Annotated in this window: 16 protein-coding genes; 6 read left to right on the top strand and 10 right to left on the bottom strand. The window is 60.1% G+C overall.

Features of this window, described 5'->3' with window-relative positions; genetic code table 11:
* Positions 1-27: 27 nt before the first annotated feature.
* The 3 genes from IB246_RS02725 to gnd are packed head-to-tail and all read right to left on the bottom strand — an operon-like array spanning position 28 to position 3,349.
* The gene (locus IB246_RS02725) at positions 28-852 is read right to left on the bottom strand and encodes a Cof-type HAD-IIB family hydrolase (RefSeq protein ID WP_008040253.1); all 825 of its coding nucleotides are present in this window, start codon (positions 850-852) and stop codon (positions 28-30) included.
* Positions 849-2,372 carry a glucose-6-phosphate dehydrogenase gene (gene zwf, locus IB246_RS02720; RefSeq protein WP_008029913.1) on the bottom strand — a complete coding sequence of 508 codons (1,524 nt, stop codon included), beginning with the start codon at positions 2,370-2,372 and terminating at the stop codon, positions 849-851. Before zwf ends, IB246_RS02725 begins: the two co-directional genes overlap by 4 nt.
* Positions 2,369-3,349, bottom strand: coding sequence for a phosphogluconate dehydrogenase (NAD(+)-dependent, decarboxylating) (gene gnd, locus IB246_RS02715; RefSeq protein WP_008040251.1), 981 nt, complete (start codon positions 3,347-3,349; stop codon positions 2,369-2,371). The genes zwf and gnd overlap by 4 nt, the downstream gene beginning before the upstream one ends.
* Before the next feature lie 272 nt (positions 3,350-3,621).
* Here gnd and IB246_RS02710 point away from each other — a divergent pair, with 272 nt between their 5' ends.
* From IB246_RS02710 to IB246_RS02695, 4 genes are all read left to right on the top strand, one after another.
* The gene (locus IB246_RS02710; protein WP_008029917.1) at positions 3,622-3,804 is read left to right on the top strand and encodes a DUF6026 family protein; all 183 of its coding nucleotides are present in this window, start codon (positions 3,622-3,624) and stop codon (positions 3,802-3,804) included.
* Positions 3,805-4,004: 200 nt separating this feature from the next.
* Positions 4,005-5,747, top strand: coding sequence for a phosphoethanolamine transferase CptA (locus IB246_RS02705; protein ID WP_008040248.1), 1,743 nt, complete (start codon positions 4,005-4,007; stop codon positions 5,745-5,747).
* A 202-nt stretch (positions 5,748-5,949) separates the two neighbouring features.
* The gene (locus IB246_RS02700) at positions 5,950-8,184 is read left to right on the top strand and encodes a TonB-dependent siderophore receptor (protein ID WP_008040247.1); all 2,235 of its coding nucleotides are present in this window, start codon (positions 5,950-5,952) and stop codon (positions 8,182-8,184) included.
* A gap of 98 nt (positions 8,185-8,282) precedes the next feature.
* Complete coding sequence (locus IB246_RS02695; RefSeq protein ID WP_008040245.1) at positions 8,283-8,483, top strand: hypothetical protein; 201 nt, start codon at positions 8,283-8,285, stop codon at positions 8,481-8,483.
* A gap of 106 nt (positions 8,484-8,589) precedes the next feature.
* Here the strand turns inward: IB246_RS02695 and IB246_RS02690 are convergent, their stop codons facing one another.
* From IB246_RS02690 to IB246_RS02670, 5 genes are all read right to left on the bottom strand, one after another.
* On the bottom strand, positions 8,590-9,081 hold the full coding sequence (locus IB246_RS02690) for a GNAT family N-acetyltransferase (RefSeq protein ID WP_008040243.1): 492 nt from the start codon (positions 9,079-9,081) through the stop codon (positions 8,590-8,592).
* 92 nt (positions 9,082-9,173) lie between these two features.
* Positions 9,174-9,761, bottom strand: coding sequence for a DinB family protein (locus tag IB246_RS02685; RefSeq protein WP_008040241.1), 588 nt, complete (start codon positions 9,759-9,761; stop codon positions 9,174-9,176).
* Between the two features lie 18 nt (positions 9,762-9,779).
* A complete protein-coding gene (gene zapE, locus IB246_RS02680) occupies positions 9,780-10,898 on the bottom strand; it encodes a cell division protein ZapE (protein ID WP_008040240.1) in 1,119 nt (372 codons plus the stop codon).
* Positions 10,899-10,928: 30 nt separating this feature from the next.
* Complete coding sequence (locus IB246_RS02675) at positions 10,929-11,270, bottom strand: nuclear transport factor 2 family protein (RefSeq protein ID WP_008040238.1); 342 nt, start codon at positions 11,268-11,270, stop codon at positions 10,929-10,931.
* A gap of 52 nt (positions 11,271-11,322) precedes the next feature.
* Entirely contained in the window at positions 11,323-12,039 is a 717-nt protein-coding gene (locus IB246_RS02670) for a helix-turn-helix transcriptional regulator (RefSeq protein ID WP_008040237.1), read from the bottom strand.
* A 191-nt stretch (positions 12,040-12,230) separates the two neighbouring features.
* Between IB246_RS02670 and IB246_RS02665 the strand changes: the two genes are divergently transcribed.
* On the top strand, positions 12,231-13,283 hold the full coding sequence (locus tag IB246_RS02665) for an aldo/keto reductase (protein ID WP_008040235.1): 1,053 nt from the start codon (positions 12,231-12,233) through the stop codon (positions 13,281-13,283).
* Between the two features lie 97 nt (positions 13,284-13,380).
* Here the strand turns inward: IB246_RS02665 and speB are convergent, their stop codons facing one another.
* Together speB and IB246_RS02655 are read right to left on the bottom strand one after the other, a co-directional pair.
* Positions 13,381-14,340, bottom strand: coding sequence for an agmatinase (gene speB, locus IB246_RS02660; RefSeq protein WP_008036666.1), 960 nt, complete (start codon positions 14,338-14,340; stop codon positions 13,381-13,383).
* Between the two features lie 21 nt (positions 14,341-14,361).
* Positions 14,362-15,453, bottom strand: coding sequence for a polyamine ABC transporter substrate-binding protein (locus IB246_RS02655; protein ID WP_008036664.1), 1,092 nt, complete (start codon positions 15,451-15,453; stop codon positions 14,362-14,364).
* 101 nt (positions 15,454-15,554) lie between these two features.
* On the opposite strand from IB246_RS02655, the gene IB246_RS02650 reads away from it, so the two are divergent.
* Positions 15,555-16,448 carry a LysR family transcriptional regulator gene (locus IB246_RS02650; RefSeq protein WP_008036661.1) on the top strand — a complete coding sequence of 298 codons (894 nt, stop codon included), beginning with the start codon at positions 15,555-15,557 and terminating at the stop codon, positions 16,446-16,448.
* The last annotated feature ends 148 nt before the right edge of the window (positions 16,449-16,596 follow it).

Below are 16,596 nucleotides of genomic sequence, written 5' to 3'. Positions count from 1 at the left end.
GCTTGCCCGCGAAGAACGATAACGCGGTTAACCTGCGTTGAGGATGTACCGCTCTATCGCCTGCGCCGCGCCGTCTTCGGTATTGGCCCCGGTCACTACGTCGGCCTGACGCTTCACCGCTTCCTCCGCCTGCCCCATGGCAATCGACAATCCGGCGCGATGAAACATCGCCGGGTCATTGCCGCCATCGCCCATGGCGGCGGTCTGCCCGAGCGACACGCCGAGAAACTCCGCCAGTGTCGCCAGTGCGTCCCCCTTGTTTGCCTGCATGGCGGTCACGTCGAGGTACACCGGCTGCGAGCGTGACACCTGCGCCTGGCCCTCGACCCTGGGCAGCAACTGCGCCTCAAGCTCAATCAACAACTGCGTGTTGTTGCTCGCCGCGACGATCTTGTCGATGTATTCCAGATAGGGCTCGAAACTCTCCACCACCACGGGCGGATACCCCAGGCCGTGCTGTTCCCGCGGCACCATGGGGCCATTCGAGTCTTTCACCAGCCAGTCGCCGCCGCTGAACACCCACACCTCGATGTCCGGCAGATCGGCAAACTGCGTCAACGTGGTCAGCGCGGCCGTTGCCGGCAAATAATGCGCGACCAGCAAACTGCCGTCGGGGTTTACGATGGTGCCGCCATTGAACGCCGCCGTCGGCAGATCGACGCCCAAGGCTTCGATCTGCTGCAGCATGGCTTTCGGCGGCCGGCCGGTGGCCAGGCTGAACAGCACGCCCGACTCACGCAACGAACGGACCGCTTCGATGGTGCGCTGACTGAGGCTGTGATCGGGCAGTAACAATGTGCCGTCCATGTCACTGAGCAAAAAGCGGATGGGTTGTTGCGTTTCGTCACTCATCCGAGGCTATGCCAGACGCGACCGTCGCGGGTCAGCAGGTCTTCTGCCGCCGCCGGCCCGTCTTCGCCCGCCGCATAAGTCTGCACGCTCGCATCCTGCTGCCAGGCATCGAGGAACGGTTGCACGGCACGCCAGCCGTTCTCGATGTTGTCGGCGCGCTGGAACAGCGTCTGATCGCCGGTCAGGCAATCGTAGATCAGGGTTTCGTAGCCGGTGGACGGCTGCATTTCGAAGAAATCCTTGTAGGCAAAACCCAGTTCGATATTGGCCATTTTCAACGCCGGGCCGGGGCGTTTGGCCAACAGGTCGAACCACATGCCTTCGTTGGGTTGAATCTGAATCCGCAGATAGGTCGGTTGCAGCTCATCGACCTCGGTATCACGGAACTGCGCGTAAGGCGCCGGTTTGAAGCAGATGACAATCTCGGTGTCGCGCACGCTCATGCGCTTGCCAGTGCGCAGGTAGAACGGCACGCCGACCCAGCGCCAGTTGTCGATCATGACTTTGAGCGCGACATAGGTTTCGGTCGTGCTGTCAGGCGCTACGTTGTTTTCCTGGCGATAACCCGCCAACGGCTTGCCGTCGATCTCGCCGGCGGCGTATTGGCCACGCACCGAATTGGCCCGTGCCTCTTCGGTGGACCAGGGACGAATCGCCCCCACCACTTTGGCCTTCTCGCCGCGAACCGCATCGGCGCCAAAGGCAGCCGGTGGTTCCATGGCCACCATCGCCAATAGCTGGAACAGGTGATTGGGCACCATGTCCCGCAGGGCGCCGGTGTGTTCATAAAAACTGCCACGGGTTTCCACGCCGACGGTTTCCGCGGCGGTGATCTGTACGTGGTCGATGTAATGGTTGTTCCAGAACGCTTCGAACAGGCTGTTGGAGAACCGGCTGATCAGAATGTTCTGCACGGTTTCCTTGCCCAGATAGTGATCGATCCGGTAGATCTGGTTTTCCGTCATGACCTTGAGCAAGCATGCGTTCAAGGCTTCGGCGGTATGCAGGTCAGAGCCGAACGGCTTTTCGATGACTACCCTTCTGAACGCTTCCGGCGTCTCTTGCAGCAAACCGGCAGCGCCGAGACGACGCACCACTTCGCTGAAGAAACGTGGCGCGGTGGCCAGGTAGAACACCGCGTTGCCGGTGCCGCTGGCGGCGATTTTCGCCGCCAGCGCCTGATACGTGCTGTCGTCCAGGAAGTCGCCCTGGACGTAGCTGATGCCTTTGGCCAGTTTGGCCCACAACGCCGGGTCAAGGGCTTGATCGCCCTTGCCGACCTTGCTTGCCACTTCGGCCCGAATGAAGTCTTCGAGCTTCTGGGCAAACGCTTCGTCGGTGATGGCGTTGTGGTCGACGCCGATGATCCGCAGTCCATCGCCAAGCAGACCGTCGCGACTCAGGTTGTACAGCGCCGGCATCAGCAAGCGCTTGACCAGGTCACCGTGGGCACCGAACAGGAACAGCGTGGTCGGTGGTGCGGGTTCTGCCTTGGATTTATTGCGGATCAAACGGGTCATTTTTTCGCAGTCTCCACGTGGCCGCCGAAGCCGAAGCGCTGGGCCGAGAGAATCTTGTCGCCAAAGGTGCCTTGGCCGCGCGAGCGATAGCGGGCGAACAGCGAGTTCGACAGCACCGGCACCGGTACCGCTTGTTCCATGGCCGCTTCAATAGTCCATTGACCTTCCCCGCTGTCCGCTACGGAACCGGAGAAATTATCGAGCTGCGGATCGGCAGCCAGGGCATCGGCGGTCAGGTCGAGCAGCCACGACGAGACCACGCTGCCACGACGCCAGACTTCGGCGATGTCGCCGACGTTCAGGTTGAAGCGCTGGTCTTCCGGCAGGTTGGTGCTGGCCTTGGTCTTGAGGATGTCGAAGCCTTCGGCGAAGGCCTGCATCATTCCGTATTCGATGCCGTTGTGGATCATCTTCACGAAATGGCCGGAACCTGCGGGGCCGGCGTGGATGTAACCGCGTTCGGCGCGATCGTCGTCCGACTTGCGGTCCTTGGTGCGCGGGATGTCACCCATGCCAGGCGCCAGGCTGTCGAACAGTGGATCGAGGCGTTTAACCACTTCGGCTTCGCCACCGATCATCATGCAGTAACCGCGCTCCAGGCCCCAGACGCCGCCGGAGGTGCCGACGTCGATGTAGTGCAGGCCTTTTTCCGAGAGGGTTTTTGCCCGGCGAATGTCGTCCTTATAGAAGGTGTTGCCGCCGTCGATGATGGTGTCGCCGGCTTCAAGCAAGGTGCTCAGGGTGTCGATGGTGTCTTCGGTCGGTGCGCCTGCCGGCAGCATGATCCAGACCGCTCGTGGTTTGGCCAGGCCGGCGACCAGGGCCGGCAGGTCGGTGACGCCCTTGGCGCCTTCGGCGGCCAGGGTGTCGACGAAGGCGGTATTGCGGTCGTAAACAACGGTGGTGTGCCCGTTGAGCATCAGGCGCCGCGCAATATTGCCGCCCATGCGGCCCAGTCCAATAATCCCGAGTTGCATGTGCTGATGCTCCCTACTACAAATAAATGTGTGTCAAAGGTTATAGCCCAACGCGACTAATGAGGGTTAGTCCAGAGCGTTGGCATGAAGTTTCCGGGCATTGTGCCCGATCCTGATTGATAACGTCGGGAATCGTGCCGAAGACACAACGACCACGAAAAATAAAAAAGTTCCCTTCCGGGACAAAAGAAATCAAAATCAGCGCCGATAGTAAATCAGCACCGATGTCGGGGCGGATTTACAGTTGAGGCAAGCCATTTGCGAGGTGAGCAATGGGCACAGTACAAGCAGCACGGCCAGCACAAACCCTTTACGTCACGATCCGTCGTGATGAATTGCGCCAGTTGAAAGACGAACGCGACCAGCTCAAACAGGAAGTCGAGCAATTGCGCCTGCTGACGCAAGGTATCCAGGCTCAGCCGATGCCTGTCACTTTGCGCGCCCCCCACGCCTGATCCCCTCGCCTGAATCGGAAGCAGCCAATCGCTGTTTCCGATACGCCATCACGATTTACCCGCGCTCAGCAGCTCACAAAACTTTCACACGGCCTTGTTGATACTCCGGTCCTTTATGGCCGCCCGGTATCTGCGCGGCGCCTGTTCGTCGGCGACCTTCCCGTCCCGGCGGTGGAAGTGATTTCTGGCTGGAGCACGCAATGGCTTTGTATGAACGCAGCAATTCGACTGCGGACAAGTTTGATTGGGCAGGGTTTCTCTGGCTGTTTCTGTTCTTCTGGTATTTCTCCGGCATTACCCAACTGCTGATCCAATTGACGGGCACCTCCGGGTTCAGCGGTTTCCGCCAGGCTTTCACCATGAGCGCCATCTGGCTGGCGCCGATGCTGCTGTTTCCCCGCAAGACGCGTGTATTGGCGGCGCTGATCGGCGTGGTGCTGTGGGCCTGTTCCATGGCCAGTCTCGGTTACTTCTTCATCTATCAGCAGGAATTTTCCCAGAGCGTCATCTTCATCATGTTCGAGTCGAACATCTCTGAAGCCGGCGAGTACATGACCCAGTATTTTGCCTGGTGGATGGTGGCGGCATTTGTCGCCCACACGCTGTTCGCCTATTTCCTGTGGACCCGCTTGCGCCCGGTGTACATGCCCCGTGGTCGCGCCTTGGTCGCCGCGACCGCCATTCTGGTGGCCGTGGTGGGTTATCCGCTGGCCAAGCAGACCGCTCACACCGGCAGTTTCGCCAGTGGTTTCGAGAAGTTCGAAACCCGCATCGAACCGGCAGTGCCGTGGCAGATGGCCGTGGCCTATCACCGCTACCTCGACACCCTGGCCGACATGCAGGGCATGCTCGACAGCGCGAGCAAGATTCCACCGCTGCACAATTTCAAGGACTCGATGGCCAATCAGCCCGCCACCCTGGTGTTGGTGATCGGCGAATCCACCAACCGTCAGCGCATGAGTCTCTACGGCTACCCGCGTGAAACCACGCCGGAACTGGACAAGCTCAAGGACCAACTGGCGGTCTTCAATAACGTCATCACCCCGCGCCCTTACACCATCGAGGCATTGCAGCAGGTCCTGACGTTCGCCGACGAAGAAAACCCGGACCTGTTCCTGTCGACGCCGTCGCTGGTCAGCATGATGAAACAGGCGGGCTACAAGACTTTCTGGATCACCAACCAGCAAACCATGACCAAGCGCAACACCATGCTCACGACCTTCTCCGAGCAGGCCGACGAGCAGGTGTACCTGAACAACAACCGCAACCAGAACGCCGCCCAGTACGACGGCGACGTGATCGAGCCGTTCAACAAGGCCCTGGCCGACGCGGCGCCACGCAAGTTGATCGTCGTGCATTTGCTCGGCACACACATGAGCTATCAGTACCGCTACCCATCGACCTTCGACAAGTTCAAGGACCGCAACGGCGTTCCGGCTGGCGTGCGTGACGATCAGTTGCCGACCTACAACAGCTATGACAACGCGGTGCTGTACAACGATTTTGTGGTTTCGAGCCTGATCAAGGATTACGCCAAGACCGATCCTAACGGCTTCCTGCTGTACCTCTCCGACCACGGCGAAGACGTTTTCGACTCTGCCGGTCACAACACCCTGGGTCGCAACGAGGCCAAGCCGACGGCGCCGATGTACACCATTCCATTCATGGCCTGGGCCTCGCCGAAATGGCGCGAAAACCATGACTGGAGCTTTGCCGGTGATCTGGGGCGGCCGTACAGCAGCTCGCACCTGATCCATACCTGGGCCGATCTGGCGGGCTTGAGCTTCGATGAACTGGATCGCAGCAAGAGCGTGGTCAGCGACAGTTTCAAGCCGCGCCCACTGCTGATCGGCAATCCTTATGAACGCGAGCAGAAAGCGCTGATCGACTTCAGCCTGATCAAACCCAAGGTGAAGCCGACCCCGGCAGTCGCTCAGCAGTAAACCTGTAGGAGCGAAGCTTGCTCGCGAAGAGGTCGGCAGATTCAACATCTATGCTGGCTGGGGCAACGTCTTCGCGAGCAAGCTTCGCTCCTACAATTCACTCGGAAGATAATAATAATTCTCGCTTATAACTAAATACCCCCGCCCTCCTTCGTCTTTGAACAAACGGAATTTTTTCATTGACGACAAGGAGTCGGCCGCGATGTTCGCGCCTATCACCCGTTCCATGACCTTTACCCTTGGGTTTTGCAGTGCCGTACTAAGCCCGGACCTGCTGGCTGAAACCGACCCGGACAAACAACCCTCCGCCCTGGTACTCGGTGCCACCAGCATCACGGCCCAAGGCTTGGGCAGCACCACCGAAAACACCGGGTCGTACACCACCGGCGCCATGAGCACCGCCACCCGCCTGAACCTGTCGATCAAGGAGACGCCGCAATCGGTGTCCGTGATCACGCGCCAGCAAATGGACGACTTCAAACTCGACACGCTCTCCGACGCCATGCGCCAGACCACGGGCGTGGTGGTTCAGCACAACGACTCGGACCGGGTCGTCTATTCCTCCCGCGGCTACACGATCAACAATTTCCAGATCGACGGGATGCTCAACACCTTCAACTACATGAAGTCCGATTCCGACACCATCATCTATGACCGTATCGAAGTCGTGCGCGGGGCAACCGGCCTGACCACGGGTGCAGGCGACCCTTCGGCCACCATCAACATGGTGCGCAAGCGCTCGACGTCGCAGTGGGAAGCCAAAACCGGTGTCAGCGGTGGCAGTTATGACGATTACTACAGTTACGTCGATGTCGGCGGGCCGCTGGCGTTCGACGGACGCTTGCGCGGGCGCAGCGTGCTGGCCTACCGCGACAGTCATTCGGTGCGCGACAAGTATCAGCTGCAACGGGAAGTCGGCTACGGGATTCTCGAAGCCGACCTGACCGACGATACGCTGCTCGCCGTGGGTTATGACTATCAGGACAAACAGGTGCAGGGCACCTCCTGGGGCACAGTGCCCTACTGGAACGCAGACGGCAGCAAAGCCAACCTCGGCCGCTCCACCAACATGGCCACCCCCTGGAGTTCCTGGCCGCTGAAAGACAAGACCGCGTTCGCCACGCTGGATCAGCAACTGGGGATGGGCTGGCACCTCAAGGCGGCTTACACCCATCGCGAAAGCGATACCGACGGCAAGATTTACTACGGCGGTGGCGGCTTCCCCGAGGCGGATCGCAGCGGCATGATCGCCAACGTCAGCCACATGATCGGCACGCAAAAAATGAAGGCTTACGACTTCAACGTGTCCGGACCCTATTCATTGTTCGGGCGTGAGCACGAAATGATGCTCGGGTATGGCGAAGCCGAACGCAGCGACGAAAGCCCACACACCGTCGATGGCACCCGCGCGAAGGACTACGAAAACGTACCCGACTGGAAGTACATGGGCGGCATCCCCAAATTCCCCGACACCGTCACCAGCCTGCGTGGCTCCAGCGACAACACCCGCCAAAAGGCCGGTTACCTGGCCACTCGCCTGACGTTGACCGACGATCTGCACGCCGTCCTCGGCAGCCGCTATGGCAGCTGGAAAGCGTCGAAAACGGCTAACAGTTACACCGACAATCTGCAGTTGAGCGAGTCCGAAGTTACCCGCCAGCAACACAACGACCTATGGACGCCATACGCCGGACTGCTGTACGACCTGACGCCCGAATACACGGCTTACATCAGCTACACCGATATCTTCAAGCCACAAACCAACCGCGACAGTAGCCGCAAGTACCTCGAACCGGTGGTGGGCAGCAACTATGAACTTGGCCTCAAGGGCAGCCTGCTGGAAGAGCGACTGAACCTCGCCACCGCCGTGTTCTGGAGCAAACAGGACAATGTCGCCGAACGCGACGATTCGGTGCCGCCGGACCCGGTTACCGGCGAGGAGTTCTACACCTCCAGCGGTAAGGGCAACAAGGTTCAGGGGTTCGAGGCCGAGCTCTCCGGCGAGGTCATGCCGCACTGGAACATGACCGCCGGTTACACCTACACCCACTCGGTCAATGGCGAAGAAAAACGCACCAATACCAGTCAGCCGCTGAACCTGCTTCGGGTGTCGACTTCGTATCGCTTGCCTGGCGACTGGCAGGCCCTGACCGTGGGCGGTGCAGTGAACTGGCAAAGTGACGTTTATCGCGCCGCCAATCGCCCGGTCGGACGCAACGCCGCTGGCAATGTGATAACTGAACGCACAAACATCCGGCAAGGCGCCTACACCGTGGTCAACCTGATGTCACGTTACGAGTTCGACCCGCACCTGTCCGCCTCGCTCAACGTCGAGAACCTGTTCGACAAGAAGTATTACGACAACGTCGGTTTCTATAACGGTGTGTATTGGGGTGATCCGCGTACGGTGACACTGAGCCTGGACTGGAAACTCTAGGCGCAGTTAATTCCCAATCGACGAAATCGGCAGATAATGTTCTCGCGACATTGCTTCATGGATGAAAAGCACCCGATATCCGTTTTGGGAGGCGAACCATGAAATGTACACCCTTGATCGTTGCCGGCCTGATGACGTTCGTTTCGGTCAGCGCATTTGCCGAAGGTGGCGCAGAACGCATGCGCTATTACTACGAAAGCCTGCGGCTCAGCCAACAGGAGAATCAAAGCCAGCAAACCGCTGAGGTCCGGGTTCCGGACGATCAAACGGCGCAAGTGACCGAGCACTACAAGCCTTGAACCGGCGTGGAATCTCGGACCTGTAGGAGCCAGCTTGCTGGCGATGGCGTCTTCAAAATTGCCATCGCCAGCAAGCTGGCGCCTACAGAACGTGGTGCGCGGTAGGTTAAAGAGGTTTGGTCCAGAACAGCATCCGGCCGTGCTCCGGATCGAACATGCCGGCGCTGAAGCCGAATTTAGCGTAGGACGACTGCGCCACGGCATTGCCTTCCAGCACCTCCAGCGTGATTTTGCAGCAGCCGCGCTGACGGGCGATTTCCTCGACCTTTTGCAGCATCTTCTGGCTCAGGCCCAATCCGCGAAACTGTTTCACCACCACTACGTCATGCACGTTGACCAATGGCCGACACGCAAACGTCGAAAAACCTTCAAAGCAATTGACCAGCCCTGCCGGTTCGCCCCCGACGAACGCCAGCACGCTGTACGCATGGGGACGTTTGGCGAGTTCCCTCGGAAGGTGCTCCAGCACCTCGGCCGGCAAAGAATGACCGATACCCATCGGGTCCTCGGCGTAATGATTCAACACCTGACCTATCGCCTCGGCATGCACCGGATTGGTGTAACTGGCCTGAAGCACTAGAATTTCTGCGGATTCCATTTCCACCTCGATTACACATGAATTGCCCCGGCGCGCAGATCGCGCCGCAGGGCACAGCGACCCTATCGCGAGTCCCGTTCATCGCGCAATCTTTAAACAGAGGTGCCCCAGATCAATGCTTCGGTCCACCCCAGTTCGGCGAAATCCGCCGCCCTCAGGCCCGACTCCCCGGCGCAGAAAAACTCGTCCAGTTGTGGTGGCGCAACCGACGTGCCGCTGAGCATGGCGTGTACCTGCCCGCGATGATGGATCTGATGCTCGAGCAGATGAGACAGCAGGCGCAAACGGCTGTCGTATTGCGGCGTGTCTCGGGCGATTGTCACGATTTTGCCCAGGTCGGCGTCGCGCATTTGCTCGCAGTAGGCGATCAAGCGGCGGTCAACCTGGGCCTGTTCGCGCTGCAGGTCAGCGGCAGTGGTGAACGGCTCGTCTTTGTTGAAGAACACCGTGCATTCAGGATGCGGAACATCGCCACGCAACTCCCGTTCCAGCGCATCCATGTAAAACCAGTCGCAGGTCAGGATGTGGTTGAGGGTCGCACGCAGGCTGGGGAAGAAACTGACGCGCGGCGCCGCCAGCTCCTCTGCGCTCAACTGGCTCCAGGCCTTGGCCAGTCGATGATTGGCCCAGGCGTTCTGATAAGCCATGGTCAGCAAATGGTGGGACAAGGGCTGATTCATGTTCGCGGCTCCTTGGGTTCAAGCGTCGGCGAAACGTTGCAGCTGCATTTCCTGTAGGCGACTGAGTGTGCGGCGGAACGGGAATTCCAGATAGCCTTCGGTGTAGAGCGATTCCATCGGCACCTGGGCTTCGAGGTACAGCGGCACTTTGCGGTCATAGCATTCGTCCACCAACGCGATGAAGCGCCGCACACCGTCGTCGTGCACCGACAATTGCGGCAACTCGCGATCACCCGCCACCACCCGCTCGACCCCGTCTTCGGTGCCACGGGCAATGCGGCCGGCGCGTTTTTGCGCGCTGAGGTTGGGCACGTCACTCAACAGAATAGCCCTGAAGGTGTCGCACAGGGCCATGAAATCCATGGCGGCAAAGGGTTGTTCACAGAGATCGGCGTATCGGCTCCAGAGCACGGTTTCACTGGCCTGCACCACATTCAGCGAGCGGTAACCGACCTTGATCGGTTCACTGGAGACTGACTGGCCGGCGGTCAGCGCCTTGAACACATCCTCCAACGCGCCGGGTTGCCCTGGCGCGGCGACCCAATAGCGTTGCAAACCAGCGCCGGGATGCAGGCGATGATCTTCGCCGCCATCCACCGCGATCACCTGCATGTGCTGCTTGATCGCCTCGATCGCGGGCACGAAGCGGTCGCGGTTGAAGCCATCGGCGTACAGCATGTCCGGCGGCTGATTGGACGTGCAAACCACCACCACGCCCTCCTCGAACATCACCTGAAACAAGCGCCCGAGAATGATTGCGTCGCCAATGTCGTTGACGAACAGCTCATCGAAACACAACACGCGGACTTCTTCGCTCAGCTCGCGGGCCAGGGCTTTGAGTGGATCGGCGGTGCCGGTCAGCTGAAACGAGCGTTGATGCACCCACCCCATAAAATGGTGAAAGTGCTGGCGACGGGCCGGGACCTGCAGGCTTTGGTAAAACTGATCCATCAGCCAGGTCTTGCCACGCCCAACCGGTCCCCACAGGTACACGCCCGTGACCGGCGTCTGACCTTCATGCAACGCTTCATGGCATTTTTGCAACGCCCAGACGGCATGTTCCTGGGCTTCGTCCTGGACGAAGCCCTTCTGTTCGATGGCGTGTTGCCAGGCGCTTAACGGGGAGTCGGCATTCATGCGCGGCAGTATGCCATCGTGACGCGACGTCTACAGTGAAATGTCCAGCCGAGCGATCTTGCCCTGCTCGTTCAGGCGAAACATGTAGCGCAATTCCAGCGGGCTGCCGGGAAACGTCCCGGAGATCAGGTTGTGCACCAGCACCTTGCCGGTGCGCTGTTGTACGTCGAGCACTTCGACCTTTGGCTGGTAACGCCGGGCGGTGTCTTGCATCCATTGGGCGATAGCCTGGGTGCCAATCCGGTGTTGACCTTCATCGAACACATTGGCGTCCTCAGCGAAAAAACTGGCGACCGTCGAGGTGTCGCGGGCATTGGCGGCAGCAATGTAAGCGGCGATGGCGGGCGCCAGTGCAGAGGCAGGATGGGACATGGTGACAGCTCCTTGTTGGTTGATTCTGAGGCCATGCTAGAACACGCCTGTGTCAGTTCTTGTCAGGAGTGAAACGCCCGGCTTCATCCAGTTGCATCTGCTTGCGCCAGGTGCGCAGCAGATCGCTGCGCCGCCCCGGATAACGCTCGCCCTGCTCGCTCGCCGCCGAAATCCGGTCGGTACGAAAAGTCCGATAGGCACTACGCAACTCACACCAGGCGACGATGATCCGCACTTCATTGAGAAACCCCAGCGCCAGCGGCCAGATCAGCCGCTGACTCGGCACTTGCTGTGCGTCCGCATAGTCGATGTGCAGCTTGGCCTGATCGCGAATCGCCTGGCGAAACGCATTCAGCGGCACGGCATTTGGCGCGAAGCCATAACCGGGCGGGCCCGGCATCACCGTAGGGTTGCGCAGAGCGTCCAGCGCTTCGGGGGCTAGTACCGCAGCAATCTTGGCCAACGCATCGGCTGCCGCTTTGCTCAACACTTCATCGCCGCGCTGATCCACGTAACGCAGCCCCAGCACGATGGCTTCGGTTTCATCGGCATTGAGCATCAACGGCGGCAGGAACAAACCGCTGCGCAACACGTAACCGATCCCCGCCTCACCGTAGATCGGCGCGCCCAGTGCGGTGAGTTCCGCGATGTCGCGATAGAGCGTACGCTCGGAGATCTCAAGCTCGCTGGCGAGTGTCGCCGCCGTGACCGGACGACTTTTGCCGCGCAGCACTTGCAACAAAGTCAGTAAACGCGTGGTGCGAGACACAATCGGCAGGCTCTTTTAGGAAAGGATGTCGCAGATTAGCAGAGCCCCCTGTCAGAAAGTGGCAGTAACCACGGGCCCGTTTTGCCACTCATGAAAAAGCACCTTGACTGAATACATGACTAGCATCATCTTAAATACATGTCTTACGACATTTATATTAATCCGCAGCGTCTTCCTTCAGGAGTCATCCCATGCATTACAAAGTGTTCGGCCGAAAAACCGGCTTGCGCGTTGCGGAACTGGCGCTGGGTGCCGGTAACTTTGGTACGGGTTGGGGACATGGCGCCGAACGCGATGAAGCCAAGCGCATCTTTGATGGCTACCTGGAGGCCGGCGGTAATTTCATCGACACCGCCAATGGCTATCAGGGTGGCCAGTCGGAAGCCATGCTCAGTGAATTCATCGCCGCTGAGCGCGATCGCCTGGTCATCGCCACCAAATACACGTTGGGGACTACGCCGGCCGCAGGCATTTCCTACACCGGCAACAACCGCAAGAACATGGTCCGCGCCGTGGAAGAAAGCCTGACACGGCTCAAGACCGACCACATCGACCTGTTCTGGGCGCACATGAGCGACGGTGTCACGCCCATGGAAGAAATCCTCCGTGGTTTTGATGATCTTGTGCGCGCCGGCAAGATTCATTATGCCGGGCTATCGAACTTCCCGGCCTGGCGCATCTCCCGCGCCGATCTGCTGGCTGAAGTTCGCGGTTTTGCGCCGATTGCCGCCATTCAGGTCGAGTACAGCCTCGCCGAGCGCACAGCTGAACGTGAACAACTGCCGATGGCCGAAGCGTTGGGGCTGGCCGCGACCTTATGGTCGCCGCTGGGTGGCGGGTTCCTGACCGGCAAATACCGCACCAACGACGAGAACAGCCGTGCCGCCAAACTGGGCATGCTGGTACACGCCGAGAAAAGTGCCCGCGAAACCGCCCTGCTCGACACCTTGCTCGCGGTCGCGGCAGAGCTGGACGCCAGCCCGACGCACGTGGCCATTGCCTGGCTGCGGGAAAAAGCCAAACGCTCGACCACGGCGCTGATTCCGATTCTGGGTTCGCGTACGCGTGAGCAGCTGGATGCGACGTTGGGCGCGTTGGATGTGCAGTTGAGTGCCGATCAGTTGTCGCGGCTGGATGGCATCAGCGAAGTGGCGAAGGGGGTGCCGCATGAGTCCATTGCCGGTTCTTTTGCACGGTTCAGCGGGGGCGAAACCCTGGATCTGCCAATAATCCCGGTCGCCTGAAAAATCTTCGCGGGCAAGCCTCGCTCCTACAGGTCATGCGCTATGTAGGAGCGAGGCTTGCCCGCGAAAGCGTCATCACGAACACCGCAAATCCGTACTACCGATCGACCTTATGCTTAGCCGCATACAAACACAGCATCTCCATCGCCAACGTCGCCGCCGCCAGTGAGGTAATGTCCGCACTGTCGTAGGCCGGCGCCACTTCCACCACGTCCATCCCCACCAGATTGATCCCGCGCAAGCCGCCGAGGATTTCCAGCGCCTGCACCGTGCTCAAACCGCCACACACCGGTGTGCCGGTGCCGGGTGCAAACGCTGGGTCGAGGCAATCGATGTCGAACGTCAGGTAAACCGGGTTGTCGCCGACCCGTGCGCGAATCGCTTCGACAATCGCGTCCACCCCACGCCGATGCACTTGTCGCGCATCCAGCACCTGAAAGCCCTGAGGATCGTCATTGGTGGTGCGCAAACCGATCTGCACCGAGCGCGACGGGTCCACCAGACCTTCCTTGGCCGCGTGCCAGAACATCGTGCCGTGATCGACGCGCTTACCCTCTTCATCCGGCCAGGTGTCGCTGTGCGCGTCGAAGTGAATCAACGACAGCGCCCCATGTTTACGGGCATGCGCCTTGAGCAGCGGGTAACTGATGAAGTGATCGCCGCCGAACGTCAACATGGCGCAACCGGCATTCAGAATGTGCTCGGCGTGGGCTTCAATGCTTTCCGGCACCGACTGCGGCGAGCCGTAGTCGAAGTCGCAATCACCGTAGTCGATCACCGCCAGATGATCGAACGGGTCGAACGCCCATGGCCAATGCCGCTCCCAGGCGATCCCGGTGGACGCCGCACGAATGCCGCGCGGTCCAAAACGCGCGCCGGGACGGTTGCTGGTGGCGGTATCGAACGGCACGCCGCTGACGGCCACGTCGACACCGCGCAAGTCGCGGCTGTACCGGCGACGCATGAAACTGGTGATACCGGCGTAGGTACTTTCGGCGGCAGTCCCGTAGAGACTGTCGCGGGTCATGGCCTGATCGTTTTGCACTGGGACGTCCATCAGGTGCTCCTTCTTGTTTATTTACTGGCGGCTACGGAAAGTGGTCCACAAACGGGTGCGCTGACGCATGTCCTTGAGGCTCATGCTGCGGTCGGCGTACAACCGCTCGCGCACATCGGCGAGGGGGTAAATGTCGGGATCGCTGCGTACTGCCTCATCCACCAGCGGTGTGGCGGCCTGGTTGGCCGTGGCAAAGAACAGCGTGTTGGTCAGCGCCGCCACGGATTCGGGACGCAACATGAACTCGATAAAGGCGCGGGCGGCTTCGGGGTGCGGCGCGTCCTTGGGGATGGCCAGGTTGTCCTGCCAGACCAGCGTGCCTTCCTTGGGAATCCGGTACGCCACTTCATACGGTTTGTTGGCCTTGCGCGCCTGATCGGCGGCCATGCTCGCGTCACCGTTGTAGGTCAAGGCCAGGCAGACGCTGCCGTTGGCCAGGTCGTTGATTTGCCGGCCACTGGCGACATACAGCACATTCGGCTGCAACTGATGCAATAACGCCTCGGCGGCTGACAGATCAGACTTGTCGGTGCTGTAGGGATCTTTACCGAGGTAGTGCAGCGCCAGGCCGATCACTTCCTGCGGCGAATCGATGATCGCCACGCCGCAATCTTTCAGCTTGCTGGCGTATTCGGGTTTGAACAGCAAGTCGAGGCTGTTGAGCGGCACATCCGGCAAGCGCTTTTTCACCGCTTCCACATTCATCCCGAGCCCGAGCGTGCCCCAGGTGTACGGCACGCCGTAGCGGTTGCCGGGATCGACCGCGGCGAGTTTTTCCAGCAAGTCCGGATCGAGGTTGGCGTAGCCCTTGAGGCCTTCGTGGGGAATCGCCTTCAACGCACCGGCTGCCAAACCCCGCGCCAGCACGCTGGACGACGGCACCACCACGTCATATCCGCTGCCGCCGGTGAGCAACTTGGTTTCCAGGACTTCCGAGGAATCGAACGTGTCGTAGCGCACGTGAATGCCGGTTTCCTGCTCGAAGCGCTGCAAGGTTTCCGGGGCCACGTAATCGGCCCAACTGTAAAGATTGACGACCTTCTCCTCGGCATGGGCCGACACGGAGGCGGCAAGGAACAGCGCGGGTAAACACAGCTTGAATAGAGGAGCCATGACGAACACCTGACCAGAGGAAGTGGCCCCAGCATGCGTCGTCGGATACATTGGAAAAATACCAAGTCAGTTACCCTGACTTTATTGCGGAGTAATGTTTGATGCTCGGCCAGCTTCACGATGTGGATCTGCAATTGCTGCGCCTGTTCGTCAGCGTGGTGGAATGCGGCGGTTTCAGCGCAGCCCAGGGTGAACTGGGTCTGAGCCAGTCGAGCATCAGCCAGCAAATGGCCAGGCTTGAAACCCGGCTCGGCTATCGGCTGTGCAGTCGCGGCAAGGGTGGATTCAGGATCACCCCCAAAGGTGAACAACTGTTGACCGCGACACGCGGACTGTTCGAATCCATTGAAGCGTTCCGTCATCAATCCAATGGCGTGGCCGGCCGGCTGATCGGCGAGGTGCGCCTGGGGCTGTCCGAAGCCGTGGATCAATCCGTGCTGCAACGGGTGGCCGAGGCGATCCGGCGCTTTCGCGAACGCGATGAGTCGGTGCGCATCGAACTGATCAGCGCCATGCCCGGCGAGATGGAGCGCTTGCTGCTGCAACAACGGCTGGACCTGGCGATCGGCTATTTCTCACAGGTGCAGAGCGCGTTTGACTACCGCGAACTGTTCACGGAAACCCAGCACTTGTATTGCGCCGCCGGCCATCCGCTGTTCACCGACGAGGCGCCGGACGATCAAGCGTTGCAGGCGTGCGACCGGGTGGATCACCCTTACCGTTTTTTGCGCAGCGACGAGCCCTTTCAGGGCAAGCGGTGCTCGGCGCGCTCGGAACAGGTCGAAGGCACCCTCGCCTTCATTCTGTCCGGCAAGCATGTCGGTTACCTGCCCAGCCACTTTGCCCGCAGTTGGGAAGACAAAGGATTGCTCAGGGCTGTGCGCCGCAGCGACATGAGTTTCGACGTGGCATTCCACCTCGCCCGCCACCGTGCGCAGGTGCCGGGGGATGCGCAGAAAGCCTTTGAAGAGGATTTGCTCGCCGCGTTCCCCTGAAGAACACAACAACCCCCTGTAGGAGTGAGCCTGCTCGCGATGGCGGTGGATCAGTCGACATTTATATTGACTGATCCACCGCCATCGCGAGCAGGCTCGCTCCCACAAGGGTTTTGTGTAAGTCGATGAATTTTCTGGCATCCTGCGC

It is taken from the genome of Pseudomonas sp. PDM01 (assembly GCF_014852325.1).
Classification (GTDB): domain Bacteria; phylum Pseudomonadota; class Gammaproteobacteria; order Pseudomonadales; family Pseudomonadaceae; genus Aquipseudomonas; species Aquipseudomonas migulae.
Note: the sequence above shows the minus strand (reverse complement) of the source record. Positions and strands in the feature narration are given on the sequence as shown.